The organism is Bacillus sp. AFS017336 (genome assembly GCF_002555445.1).
Lineage (GTDB): Bacteria > Bacillota > Bacilli > Bacillales > Bacillaceae_G > Gottfriedia.
In genome coordinates this window covers 1-14,032 of sequence record NZ_NUCO01000147.1, presented here as the reverse complement: position 1 = coordinate 14,032, position 14,032 = coordinate 1, and the positions used below count along the sequence as shown (strand labels likewise).

Sequence of the window (14,032 nt, the reverse complement as noted above, 5' to 3'; positions counted from 1 at the left end):
TCGATGGTAGTTGGGGGTTTCCCCCTGTGAGAGTAGAACGTCGACTGGTAAACAAAGCATCAGCTCTTCAGCTGGTGCTTTTTTTATTTTAGAAGCTGTTAATTAGAATGAGAACTTCTTTATGTAACTAATGACGGCTTAACTGAATTTGGTAAATAGATTTCTTATTGCGGCTATCCTTATAGAAGTTTTAACTGGAGAAGTGAAGTTTTAATCTTTCTTCAACTATCATGTAAGAACAGATATTCCTGTCATTCACTGTTGTGAATCTTGGTTTTATGGATTGCTAAGCATATGTTTGTACAGTACATAATCGGCAGTATAGTTGATTTATTTTAGTTTAGTAGATCTCGCTTATTAGCTGGATAAAATTGAATTCAACAGAATGAAAAGTTAAGATCAGTATACTTAAATTTGTATGGATAGCTTCTTTATTCAATCCTGCACCTGCAATAATATACTATAAGCATTTATCTTTAAGATGTAAGATTTGATGAGAATAACTTGAAAGTGAAAGGAGTTTTTCTCGTGAATATTACATCTTTTTTAGTGTATTGTTTTATTGTTACATTTACACCAGGACCAACTAATATAGTAATATTATCGACAGTGCATAATAATGGGACAAAAAAGGCGATGGAATATACGTATGGTGCAACAATTGCATTTGGATTATTACTTGTAATTTCTGCTATGGTAAACACTATTCTAATAGAGGTCATACCGAAAATTTTAATTATTATGCAGATAGTAGGAAGCGTTTATATGCTTTATCTTGCATACCAAATTTACAAAATGGATTCATCAAAGTCATCCGAAAATCAAACAGGAACATTTATGTCCGGATTTCTTATGCAGTTTTTAAATCCAAAGGTAGTATTATTTACAATGACAGTAATTCCTAGTTATATACTGCCCTATAATGTCAAGTTGTCTGCAGTTACATTTAGTGTTATGGCTATAACAATCATTGGATTCTTAGCATTTATTACTTGGGTGCTTTTCGGGTCAATCTTCAAGGTGTTTTTACAGAAACGAAAAAAGACCGTCAATATTGTAATGGCATTATTCTTAGTTTATGCTACGGTCATGATATGGATGTAAGTAAGCTTCTAAAGAGGTGAATTTAATGGACAAATTTATCTATAAAAAATCATTAGGTATTACTGCGCTATCAGCAAGTATTACTGATTTTAAGTATAAAAAGCACTCTCACAAGGAGTACGCAATAGGTGTAACATTACGCGGGATTCAACAGTACAATCTTGATGGCAGCTTACAATTATCACATCAAAATGGTATTATGCTTTTTAATCCAGAACAGGCACATGACGGTATGGCACATGACGAGTCTGGTCTTGATTATGTTATGCTCTATATCGATCCACAATTGCTTTTAGAGGTAATAGAGAAAAAGGATATAGTACGTTTTACAACTCCAATAATCTATGATTATATTCTCGAACAAAAAATATTAAGTCTTACAAATGCGATATTTACCGGAAAAGATGAAGCTTTGTGTAGTGAATTACTCGTATCTCTCACAGAGGACCTTCTTCAAACTAATCTTTCAACAGATTATAAGAAAGATAATGTTCTCGTGGGTAAAGCAAAGGATATGATTCATACTAATTTAGAAAGTGTTCTTAGACTAGAAGATATATGTAAAGAGCTTAATTTATCGAAATTTAAGTTTATTAGATTATTCAAGGCTCATACTGGGATATCACCTTACCAATACTTTCTTAACTATAAGATCGAACATGCAAAACAGTTAATTGAAAAAAATAGAGATATTTATTCAGCAGTAACTGAGTGTGGTTTTGTTGATTTAACTCATTTAAATAAACACTTTAAAAACGTCTATGGAACAACTGCATTTGAATACATGTCACATTTAAATTGAAGTGACGAGAGATCGCATCATGTTACACCGGAAGAATATGACTTTCAAAAACAAAATGTAAAAAAATAATAGAAAGTTTTTATCTTAAACATATAATAAATCCGTAGTAGATCATCTTTACTTTTCAATTTCCACATAGTATGATGATTTCAATAAGTTAGATTTCAATGAATATAATAATAAATGAGGTGCATTTTGTGAGTGCAGTAGGTTCTAAATAGGAAAAAATTAAATGAAATAAATCGGATGGAAAAAAGGGGAATTTAAAGAATTCATACCCTTAATTTTGTCATGTATTTATTTCAAAACCTATGAAGATACCTACAATACTTTATAATGCGTGTAATGAAATTAGTAAGGCTATACTTTGATAGCTTATTTAACTATATTTCAATTATGATTGCCTTGTAATGTGATTAAAGCTGCGGTATCTCTCCGCAGCTTTTTTATATTTTTTCGGGTAAAAAAGAAGATATATTATATCCCTCATTGAAATCTGGCGTGTAGGTATCTCCATTTATGATTCACTTAAATCATATTAAAGAGGAGAATTTAAATTGAACAATAGTACATTTGAAAAATTACAATATAACGAGTTAAAGGAAATAGTAAAAACCTATTGTGTGAGTGGCTTAGGTAAAAAATTGATCGATCAATTAGAACCTAGCTCTAATATGAAAGCAGTTAAAAATAGATTAAATGAAACAACAGAGGCTCGGGCAATTTTAGATGCAGAAGGCCATGTACCGTTTTTAGGAGTTTCTAACATTGAAAGTATTATTCAAAAGCTAGAAAAGGGCTTGATATTAGATCCGAGTGATTTAATCAGTATTTCTGATTTTTTAAGAGGGTGTAGAAGAATTAAAAAGTTTATGCAAGAAAAAGTGTTTTTTGCACCAATTCTTGCATCTTACGCAAATTCAATGAGTGAATTTGTAAAGGTTGAAGATGAAATTAATTTTTCAATTAAAGGAAACAGCGTGGATTCTGCGGCTAGTAAAGAACTGAAAAGAATAAGAAATAATATTGAAGCAGTGGAAGGGAAAATTAAAGACCGCTTAAATAAATTTTTGAATAATAGTGCTAATAAAACATATATTCAAGACTTCTTTATTAGTAAGAAGGATGATCGATATACAATTCCAATTAAAGCTTCTTTTAAAAAGCAAGTTCCTGGAGCAATCATTGAAGTTTCATCTAAAGGGTCGACTGTTTTTATTGAACCAAATACTGTTACGAAATTAAACAGTGAGCTTGCCAGCTTAAAGGCTGAAGAGGCAATGGAAGAATACCAAATATTAGCCACCCTTTCAGGTATGATTTTAGAGAACATTTATGAAATAAACATAAATATGGAGTTAATTAGTCAATATGATATGGTATTTGCAAAAGCGAAGTTTAGTAAACAAGTTGGTGGAGTTGAACCTAAACTAAATGACTTTGGATATATCAAGTTAGTTCAATGTAAGCATCCGCTATTAACAGGTGAGGTAGTTCCACTTAATTTCGAGATAGGGGAAAGTTATCGTAGTTTAATCATTACTGGACCGAATGCAGGTGGAAAAACAATCGTTTTAAAAACAATTGGATTACTAACTTTAGCTACAATGTCAGGTTTTCATATTATTGGAGACAAGGAGACAGAAATTGCTGTTTTTGAAAAAATCTTTGTTGATATTGGTGATAATCAAAGTATTGAAAATGCTCTAAGCACTTTTTCATCACATATGAAAAACCTTTCGGATATTATGAGGGTTTCCAATAATAATACACTTTTACTATTTGATGAAATAGGAAGTGGTACTGAACCGAATGAAGGGGCAGCATTAGCAATATCCATTTTAGAAGAATTTTACCTTATGGGATGCATTACAGTTGCAACTACTCATTATGGGGAAATCAAGCGGTTCTCAGAAATGCATAGTGACTTTATGAACGCAGCAATGCGATTTAATAGTGAAACACTAGAGCCAATGTATAGGTTAATAATCGGGAAATCAGGGGAAAGTAATGCGCTTTGGATTTCTAAAAAAATGAATATTCACGAAAATATTCTTCAAAGAGCAAAAGAATATATGGAAAATAAAGAGTACCGATTGGAAAAAGTGAATGAAAGTGCAATAAGGAAGCCAAAGATTGTTAAAGTGAAAGCTGAAGAAAGGGTTAACTATCAAAAAGGTGATCGAGTAAAATTATTAGACTTAGATAATGTTGGAATAGTCTATAAAGAAATCGATCAATACTTCAATCTTGTTGTATTTTATAACGGAGAATTAATCGAGGTAAATGAAAAACGAATTACATTAGAATTAAAAGCAGCTGAACTTTATCCGGATGGATATGATTTAGATTCTTTATTCGTAGAATACGCGACGAGGAAACTGGAGCGCGATATTGAACGAGGTTCGAAAAAGGCTCTCCGAAAAATTCAAAAAGAAATAAGAAATAACAGGGAGTAATATTTCGAGTAAATATTCGATCAACCAAAAATCCGAATTTTTATTAGAAAAAGTTAAAATTACGAAGATTACAAGGCAAATCAGACCTTCAATGAATAGACTATACGAAACTATATGATTGGGGTCTTAAATATGAAGAAATTTTCTTATATAGATTTAATCGCCATATTAAATATAGAAGACGCACATCCAGGTGGTTTTGATTTAACGAAAAAAATAATAAAATTTCTTCCAATAACATCGGAGAGTTCGGTTTTAGAAGTAGGATGTGGCTCAGGTAAAACAGCTTGTTATTTATATGAAAATTACAATTGCTCTATTACTTCAATCGATCTAAACAGCCGGATGCTAGCTAATGCTAAGAAACGCTTTAATAAAATGAGAATCCCAATTGCCTTGCATCAAGCAAATGCAGAGAACCTTCCATTTAAAGATGACTCATTTGATTTTATTATTTCTGAATCAGTAACGAGTTTCACGAATGTAGATAAATCATTACCTGAATATGTAAGAGTATTAAAAAAAGGTGGATATTTTCTCGCGATCGAAATGACGTCAGAAAGACAATTAACTACAAACGAAGAAAGTGAAATAAATGAAGTATATGGAATTCCAAAAGTAAAAACGGTAAGAGAGTGGGAACAGAGTCTAATTAAAGGTGGATTTCGAGATTATAAGATCCTAAAAGGAAATACGGTTATGAACACTTCAACAAAGTCAACGGATTCACTCCCTTTTCAAAAGTTACCACCTGAAGGAGTAGAATTACTTCATAGGTTTCAAGAGTTGCTATTGCGATTTAAAGATGTGTTAGGCTATAGGGTTTTTTTATGTAGAAAAAGATAGGGTTAAAAGACTGTTTTAAATGTTGGAATGAAAAAGACTGCTTTTCAAGAGATGTTCTAGTTGGATCATCTTCTTAAAGTGCAGTCTTTTATTTGTTATCCTTTATGCCATAAGGCTGTACAGGACTTTTATCATTATTCCTCACCCTTTAAAGCAAAGGTACCCCAAGGCTGAATATAATCAATAAGGAAATGCTCTTCTTCCACAACATCCCCAATATAGTTTTTCCTACTATCTAGCGGCATGTCTTGCAATACAACTTGGAGCTCGCCCTTATACTTACCAAAGCTATTGTTTCCAATGAAAATTTTCCCTTTTTGCTGATTAATGCTGTTGCGAATTGGGAAATCTTCTGCGGCATATTTTTTCCTAACCTCTACAGAACGAATCATGTATTCACTAATGTCGCCACGTCTTACGTGAAGTTCACCCAAAGCTATGGTCTTTTCTGTATCAGATGTCTCCGGCAGAAGCTTTACTTTTAGTTCCACTAAATCACGGTTAAGGGATCCAAGTAGCTTCAGTTCATCAACGGATGCATACGCATTTCCGATTATGATATCATCGATTAACTTTGTCGCCCATAAATGCTTTGCTTGTACATCGATTGGTAACGAGCGATGTTGTTCTAATGTACATAAGCCATCATTAATGTCCCAAGGACCAATATTACCGTGATGGGAAGTAACAAATGCTGCTGTACGGATTCCATGCTTTTTAAATCGTTCACTGCATTTTATAAAGAAGTCATATGGCAAACCTGTATACTTTTGCGGATAAAAATTATGACAACCGAGCAGAAGATTCTTATTGGCTTGGTGAGTTAATATGTTCTCTAGATAGTCGACATCATTACTCATGTTCAGTTCTATCTTGAGCCCATATGAGTTATATGTCATCTTTGATTCTTTTAAACCGTCAAAACCAAGATCTAGTCGGATTCCGTCCGCACCCAGTTGAGCAAAGAAGCTTAAGTCATCATAGCTGATATCTAGTTTTCCAAAAACAGCTGGCGCAACATCCAAAATGACTTCCATCCCCAGGGATTTTGCATACGCGATTATATCTATAAATTCTTCCATAATAACTTCTTTTGGTTTATTCACAGAAAGAAGACAGGTAAAAACTCGTTCGAATCCGTACTGAGAAGCTAGTGCTAAATATTCCTTGTCTTTTTCGGGTTTTGAATGTTCCGGGTATATAGAAACCCCTAGTTTTCTTGTCATTACCGTTCTTCCTCCTAATAGACTATAATTTTCTTGCAGCAGTTAGATTTGTAACGTAGGCTCTATATCTTGTTGAAACGAATACACTGCAAAATACAGTTGTGATAATTATTATAGAAACAAACTTACTACCGATGAGTACAAATACGACGATGGATAAACCGATAGCTAAAATAGAAATACCAATCGATGCCCAAGGAGTGATCTTCCTCCCAAAGTTTGAGCGATCGAATAAAATATGAGCTGCTATTAAGGCGAAAACGGCACTTATCATTTCAAACATCTTAGGCTGCTTGTCTCCCTTCTTCTTCGACTTTCAGTTGTTTTTTTTCAAACACTTTAAAGAACGGATAGTATATAACTAATGCGATACAGAAGTTTAGAATAGAAAGGGCACCTGCTGAGAATGTCCAGTTTGTACTAATCACAGCCCCAATTGGCGCAAGCATCGTGAATGGCAATTTTGCCATCATCATTGGAATAAGACCAGAAACAACTGCGAAGTAAGAGATCGTCGTTGTCACTAATGGCGTAACAATGAATGGAATACAAAGTATAGGGTTCATCACGATCGGAGCACCAAAGATAATAGGCTCATTGATATTAAATAATCCTGGAACAAAGGCCAATCTGCCTAAATCCTTTAAATATTTTACTTTCGAGAACATAAACAGAACAACAAGAGCCAAGGTTGATCCAGCTCCGCCTATCCATACAAACCATTGAAGAAATTGTTCCGTGAATAAATATGGTAGGTGGTGCGCATTACCAGTCTGTGCAAATTTATCTGCATTCTCAAGGATTGCCGTATCCCACATAGGACGAATGAGCGGATCCAAAATTGCTGGACCATGAATACCAAGTGACCAGAAAAATACGATTAAGAAAACTGTTAGTAATCCTCCAAGTAAACTATTACCTACTAATATATTTTTAAGCGGAGAAATCAAGGTTGTAATAAACGAGTTAATATTGAAATTTAATCCGTAACGAATTCCCCAAAAGACAATTACAACAGCAAAAGTAGGGATAAGAGCGGAAAACGATTTTGCAACTGCTGGGGGAACACTGTCCGGCATCTTCACAGTAATATTGTGTTTTATTAAAAACCGATAAATTTCTACAGTTATTAAAGATGTAACAATTGCTCCGAATAATGATCCAGCACTTAAACTACTAATTGGTAACCAACGGCCAGCATCGATAACTCCTTCTACTGGCTGAGTTACCTGTACAGGCACAACACAGGATATTAGAAATGCCAGCATTGATAAAAACCCAGCATTCAATTGATCCAATTTATATGACTCCGCTAATGCTGAACCTACGCCAAATGCCGCATATAATGACATTGCGCCTACCGTAAAACGAAATGGAATATCGAGAGCGGCTTTATGCGGTGCGATCCATTGAGTGAACGCATCGACTGGGAAGTTTAGAAAAAGAACAAAAAACGATCCAACAATTGTCAACGGAAGCGTGGACATCACGCCATTACGTACTGCTAGTAAATGCCTTTGTGAACCAATCTTATAAGTGAATGGAGCTATTTTATTCTCCAAAAAGCCGAATAATTTATTCATCTCCTTGTAATCTCCTTTATTTGATATGTTTTTTCAATACCATATAACCTCATGGTGTGTTTTTCGATGCTGATTATCTATAATGTGTTCTGTCCATCTTTCAGCGTTATATCAAGTCAGCATAAAACGATTTTCTTATGCTTTAGAAACCATTGACTCAGCATGCTGTAGAATAGCTTCACCGTTACACATTCCGTAGTGCATTTGATTGATGACTTCGACCGGTACATTATATTGCTTGCCTAATTCTTGAAATCTTGGTAGTGAAAAGCGGATTTGTGGCCCTAAAAGCACGACATCACAGTCTTTTATGTCATCTTCTGCCTTGCCTTGGTCAACAGCTTTGATCATATACTGTTTTCCTTGGCTTTCTGCTGAAGCCTGCATTTTTTTGACGATGATACTAGTGGACATTCCTGCTGCACAACATAATAAAATTTTCATGATATATTTCTCCTTTTAACATAATGTAATTTCTTCTTTAGCTAATTAAATTGTTGACCTTATAAAGGAACTTGATTTGTATCTATTTTTTCGTGTAATGAAATGATTTCTTCAGCGAGCTCCCTTACCGTGATCGCATTCATCAGATGATCTTGCGCATGGATTAAGAGTAAGCTGATTTCAGTTTTATTTTCACCGGCTTCATCTTGAATAAGCGTAGTTTGAATTTGATGGGCAAGCCCTAATTCCTCTTTCGCCTGTTTCAGATTTTCTAGTGCTTCTTCCATTTTTCCGTTCTTGGCGAATCTGATTGCTTCTAATGATAAACTGCGTGCATTTCCGCCATGTAAAATAATTTGAAAACTGATTGGTAAGCTAGTTTCCATATTTACCTCCTTATATGTATAAAAGCGTTTTCTTTGATATTTGTATTGTAATTCGTAATCCATTTCGGCTAAATATAAAAAACTTCCGTTAGAAACGGAAGTTTTTAGCGTGTTACTCAAATGGGGGAGGAGCTATAAGTAAATGAACATAGAGAAATATAGAAATTGGTAACTTGGGAGGGGGGGCTATGAGTAAGGAAAAAGGAAAGGTATGAAAAGAAGTAACACAAGGGGGGATGAGTAAGGAAAAGAGCAAAAATATGAAAGGTAGTAACTCATATAAAGCCGTGTAGAACCAAACATGACACTACTTTTTAAAAACAACGACTTTTTTTAACAACATAAAAAACTTCCGTTACAGACGGAAGTTTTGAAATAGGATGCCGAAAGTTTTTATATAAAAAATACGCCTATCTAGCATGTATCAATTTATTAAACTCTTTATGACTGGTGCAGCCGATTATTTTATCTACAGTACTTTTATTATCGAGAATGTTGTATAGGAAATCATATAAATATTGCAGATCACTCTTATTGTCTTTCTGTACGCTAAATAAGCAAATTAATTGTACAGGTGTTCCACCCCAATCTACTGGCTTAGCTAAAGTACAAAACGCGATAAACGTCTCTTGGCTCATATTTTTGATAGGGTGCGGTATTGCTACAAGGTTACCGAAGGCTGTAGAAGAGGACGCTTCACGCTCCATGACTGCAGCACAGAAGGGGGTGTCTCCCAGCTGTAAATCAACAATCTTGTCACTTAAAAATCGGATGACTTCCTCTCTTGAATCCATTTGTTGTTGTAAAAAGACTAGTTCACTCTTTACATGGGCACTGATGTCCCCGCTGTGTTGTTGAAATATATTATTTCTGATTTTGCTAACATCATCTTTCCCCAGAATTGTGTTTACCTTTATAACAGGCACAGATATATCCTGATCGATTGTCACTGTACTAATAATAAAATCAATCTGACCATCTAATATAGAATCTTTCAAGTTATAATAGCTTACGATGTCGACAATATCCAAAGTTACCCCAAAATGCTCAATTAATTTGTATTTAAGCAGCTGGGCACTTCCCTTTCCTGTTGCACAAACGATTAAACAACGCTTTTGTTTTCTGTTCTTTTTCTGCCTCTCGATGGACGCACCTAAATGAATGGCTAAATATCCGGTTTCGCCTTCTTCAATTTCTTTGTTTATCTTGTCGCTAATGACCTTAGATGCAATTAAGCCGGCTTCGAACGCTAAGGGATATTGTGTTTTGATATCCTGAATAATTGGATTTCTCACATTCAGCCCATATTTGATCCGATTTAATGCTACATATAAATGTTCCGCCATATTCAGCTTCAGTTCTTCATCATGCTGCAAATCTATATTCATTTCTTCAAAAACGGCTTGAAGAATTTCTTCTATCATATGATGCACTGTTTCCTCTTTTGAAGCTACCTCGAATGACGGATAGCTCGCTACCTTTGTTCCCATTAAGTGGATGGTTATATAAATACTTTCTTCATATGGAAAGTGAATAGAAAATACTTTTTCTAGTTCAGATAACATTTTGCAAGAAATTGGGTATTCCTTTGAATGTTTAATAGATTTCGTGTCGATATTTATTTCTGTTATTACGCTGCCACTTCGGATTCTTTCAATGGAAATGATAATGTGCACTAATAAATTTTCAAACTCCTGGTCAGATAGTCCCATGTCCTTTTCCTTTAGGGAACGTAGCATAATTTCTTTGACCGTCTCTATTTCAAAGGATTTGAACAGCTTCAGCAGATATTGTACATTTTGCATAAGCGGAGTGTGGATATCGCGATTGAAGTAATACTCCGACATGCAAGAGCGGATATCAAATTCATCACCTTTTACGCTTACGCCGTAGTTTGGTCGTTTCTCCAGAATTAATTTATATTTTCCCAATAACTTCTTTACATCTTTTATTAAATTATTCACAGTAGATTTGCTAACGTAAAGCTCATCTGCCAAGTCCTCTAACTTTATATAATCTGGCGAACCGAGCAATCTTCTTAAGATATATAAAACACGTCCAGTCTGGTCGATGGGAACATCAGAATGGTTCCCGATATTCTTTTGATGGTGTGTTTGAATAAACGAATAAAAAGAATGGTCATCTTGGATTTCTAACAGATATCCATTTCCTCTGTAGGATTGGATAACCGCACCGTGTTCGCGAATGAGCAAATTTAACATTTTTATATCGGCTCGAATCGTACGAGAGGATACATTTGCAAATTTTGAAAGGTAATTTCCATTAATGACCGACTTTGTTTTAAGAAATTCCTCCAGTATAAAAATTGACCGAGGATGCAATTGAATCAATTATCGTCCCCTCCCTTATTATCTATCTCCTCTTTAATAGGTTTTGGTGCAAACACTTACGAGAGGGCAAGTGGCTTTATGGTATCAGGAAAAAGTGCTTTTCATCGAGCCACTGTTAAAATGACTAAATAATGGTTAGATCACCATTAAAGATACGTATCTATATATAGATTGTACGGTAAGCGTTTTCAAACCTTGAACTGAGTAGGCTTAATAAATTGTTGTTTCTTTTTTTACATATTCACGATAGCATAGAATATTAAGCAAGTCTATATAACGTTATAATGTTTATTTAAGGGAAAATATGGAACAATATTTCCTGTAGATTATAGAGTGAGTGAGACGGAAGGTGGTTCGACTAGATTAAAAAACTCCTTCAATTATATAAATCCAAATCAATTTGTTATTCAGATTTAGAGAGTTATGGATATGTATGAGGGGAGAGGTTTATATCTTTCTGGTATTCAGGTTATCGAAATAGAATATAAATTGATTCAAAAACAAAGATGTATTCAGTGAGCGGAAGGAATAAAATATAGAACGTAAAAGAGGGGCATTCAAAAAAATCTTGAACAATGCTTCTTTTCGAAAAAGAATGGTAAAAGTATTAGAGGATGAGAATAGGTTGCCTAAAAGAAAAATGGAAAAGGAATTAAATCACCTTCCCATTTTATTAATTGTTCTATAAAGAGTATCTGTTTTATTAATATTACAGAATATCGGCCATACGACTGAAGAAGAATTACCTATTATATATACCCTTGTTTCAAATGATTAATTTTTTCTAGAGTACCGACCTAAAGTTTATGTAGATCTAACTAGTTTTTTCCAGTAATCCCAAGCTACTAGATATTCGTTTAAATCCTCTGGATGATACTTTATGCATGTAGCTAGCCTAAGGTATAATCCGACTAATACTTCTTCAAATAGATATCTCGAATCAGTGTTTTGTAAAAATTTCAATTGACTCGCTGCATAATATAATATTTCTTTTGTTAGATTATCTGGTGAAGAACAAAATGCATAGATTAAATCATAAAGCGGATCCCCAAAAACAGGAGTGGGATCAATTACTCCATTTAACTTGCCCTTATTAAAAATAAAATTATGTACACCACAATCACCATGGATTAAAAATGGATCTCCTTGAATTATCATTCGATTTGTATTGTTAACTATTGAAAGGATAAGATTATGATCTTTTTTAAGTAAATGAGAATCTAAAATTTTATTAGCTTCTGTAATTCTACTCAAAAGAAAATTTGTCCAAGAATACGTTAAATCATCTGCCCAGCCCCAACCGGGAGCATTAGGATAAGGTTCATAATGATTTATCAGCTGTTCAACAAGTGATTTTAATAAGTTTTTTTTGTTATCTCTATCATAGTTCGTGTTTCCTTGAATAAAAGGATAAACTAAATAGTTAAATGATTTTTCAACAAAAAGTAAATTTGGTAATAAATTCACCTTATGATAGAAATTCAGAAAAAAAGATTCTGACTCTAATACTTGAGGATCATTTAATTTAACGATATATTTGGCATCTATATTACTATAGATTAGAAGATAGATACTGCTTGTTGTTCCACCAGTTAGTCGGATGTACTTAAGATCTCTTTTATGAAATAAACCCATTTCTGATAAATCATTTATTATTGCTTCTATATACATAGTCTCCTCACCCTCGATTATAATCGTTTATTTATTTAAGTATACTCTTCTAATTCACCGGTCACCATGAGGGTAGATAGGGAAATGTTTATTAATCTCCCTTGTGTTCATGGTTAAAAATGACTTAGCGATAGTAAGTGTATAGGTACATAAGGAGATTACGAATAAAATGATAATGATTCTTTTCATAATAATATCTAGCTCCTAGTTTTATTGTTCTAATACTATTATTCTGTCTCTAGGGGGATGAAGTTATTTTGTGTTAATAATTTGTGCTGAGTAGTGGGAATTTCTTAAAGATTTCTATAAGTTTTTTCATTTAAAAAGGGTGTCCCAAAAGTCAGTAACTGACTTAAGAGACATACCCACATAATTGAATATTAAAGTTTACTGGTCTATTAAAAGAAGAATAACGCAGCTAATGCGACTCCAGCTACAAAACCAAGTGCAATTGAAACACCGAAACCACAACCGAAGAATCCGCATCTAAATCCATCTCGATCGAAATCTCGGTTATCTCTTCTATCATCTCTTCTATCAAATCTTCTATCGAATCGTCTGTCAAATCTATCATCAAATCTATCTTCTGAACGATTACCAAACATATTATCAAAACGGTTTTCATTACGGAAACTTCTATTTGAAACATTTCTATCTGAGAAATCTCTATTAGATTGGTTTCTGTTCATATTACTTCTATTGCGATTTGATGATCTATTAGATGAATTAGAGCTTTGACGATGTTGATTTACTGGTTCAATAAATACTCGATCTTCAGTTACTCTAGTTATACGACCAACATGCTCATTGCCTTCTTTATCGAAAATGCGTACAACCTGCCCTCTAAAATTATTACATAATTGATGGGCTTCATTACATTGCATAACAATTCCTCCCTTTCTTGTACTAATCTATGAAGTGGAATAGTTTGCGCTTGTACTTATACCTAGTTGTACAATTAACTAATTAATTTGGTTGAAAATTATGTGAATTGTTTTAATGAATTTTTTTAAAATAAGTGCTTGCATTCAATTGGACGAGGTGGTATATTTGTTTATGTTGTCACGAAAAACAAGTCGACAACGAAAGAAAATAGTAAAAAAAGTTGTTGACAAATAGAACAACAAAATGTTATTATAATAAAGTCGCTTACGAGCGAC

At 33.7% G+C, this 14,032-nt stretch carries 12 protein-coding genes; 4 read left to right on the top strand and 8 right to left on the bottom strand.

The window, feature by feature from the left end; genetic code table 11:
- The first annotated feature begins 528 nt into the window (after positions 1-528).
- The 4 genes from CN601_RS24985 (at position 529) to CN601_RS24970 (ending at position 5,211) form a co-directional block, all read left to right on the top strand.
- Positions 529-1,104, top strand: coding sequence for a LysE family translocator (locus CN601_RS24985; protein ID WP_098120208.1), 576 nt, complete (start codon positions 529-531; stop codon positions 1,102-1,104).
- Between the two features lie 25 nt (positions 1,105-1,129).
- Positions 1,130-1,906 carry an AraC family transcriptional regulator gene (locus tag CN601_RS24980; protein ID WP_098172708.1) on the top strand — a complete coding sequence of 259 codons (777 nt, stop codon included), beginning with the start codon at positions 1,130-1,132 and terminating at the stop codon, positions 1,904-1,906.
- A gap of 557 nt (positions 1,907-2,463) precedes the next feature.
- Positions 2,464-4,365 carry an endonuclease MutS2 gene (locus tag CN601_RS24975; RefSeq protein ID WP_098172707.1) on the top strand — a complete coding sequence of 634 codons (1,902 nt, stop codon included), beginning with the start codon at positions 2,464-2,466 and terminating at the stop codon, positions 4,363-4,365.
- Positions 4,366-4,497: 132 nt separating this feature from the next.
- Complete coding sequence (locus CN601_RS24970; protein ID WP_179865686.1) at positions 4,498-5,211, top strand: class I SAM-dependent methyltransferase; 714 nt, start codon at positions 4,498-4,500, stop codon at positions 5,209-5,211.
- 134 nt (positions 5,212-5,345) lie between these two features.
- On the opposite strand, the gene CN601_RS24965 is transcribed toward CN601_RS24970, so the two are convergent.
- The 8 genes from CN601_RS24965 to CN601_RS24930 form a co-directional block, all read right to left on the bottom strand.
- Complete coding sequence (locus tag CN601_RS24965) at positions 5,346-6,437, bottom strand: DUF871 domain-containing protein (protein WP_098172706.1); 1,092 nt, start codon at positions 6,435-6,437, stop codon at positions 5,346-5,348.
- 22 nt (positions 6,438-6,459) lie between these two features.
- Positions 6,460-6,711: a hypothetical protein gene (locus tag CN601_RS24960; protein WP_142317434.1), complete on the bottom strand. Its 252-nt coding sequence runs from the start codon at positions 6,709-6,711 to the stop codon at positions 6,460-6,462.
- A gap of 10 nt (positions 6,712-6,721) precedes the next feature.
- Entirely contained in the window at positions 6,722-8,020 is a 1,299-nt protein-coding gene (locus tag CN601_RS24955) for a PTS sugar transporter subunit IIC (RefSeq protein ID WP_098172705.1), read from the bottom strand.
- A 135-nt stretch (positions 8,021-8,155) separates the two neighbouring features.
- Positions 8,156-8,464, bottom strand: a complete 309-nt coding sequence (locus CN601_RS24950) for a PTS sugar transporter subunit IIB (RefSeq protein WP_098120215.1) — start codon at positions 8,462-8,464, stop codon at positions 8,156-8,158.
- Positions 8,465-8,523: 59 nt separating this feature from the next.
- Positions 8,524-8,850 carry a PTS lactose/cellobiose transporter subunit IIA gene (locus tag CN601_RS24945; RefSeq protein WP_098120216.1) on the bottom strand — a complete coding sequence of 109 codons (327 nt, stop codon included), beginning with the start codon at positions 8,848-8,850 and terminating at the stop codon, positions 8,524-8,526.
- Positions 8,851-9,260: 410 nt separating this feature from the next.
- The gene (locus CN601_RS24940; RefSeq protein ID WP_098172704.1) at positions 9,261-11,201 is read right to left on the bottom strand and encodes a BglG family transcription antiterminator; all 1,941 of its coding nucleotides are present in this window, start codon (positions 11,199-11,201) and stop codon (positions 9,261-9,263) included.
- 804 nt (positions 11,202-12,005) lie between these two features.
- Positions 12,006-12,872 (bottom strand): aminoglycoside phosphotransferase family protein, encoded by an 867-nt coding sequence (locus CN601_RS24935; protein WP_098172703.1) that lies wholly within the window; start codon positions 12,870-12,872, stop codon positions 12,006-12,008.
- A gap of 398 nt (positions 12,873-13,270) precedes the next feature.
- The gene (locus tag CN601_RS24930; RefSeq protein ID WP_098172702.1) at positions 13,271-13,756 is read right to left on the bottom strand and encodes a hypothetical protein; all 486 of its coding nucleotides are present in this window, start codon (positions 13,754-13,756) and stop codon (positions 13,271-13,273) included.
- Positions 13,757-14,032 lie beyond the last annotated feature (276 nt).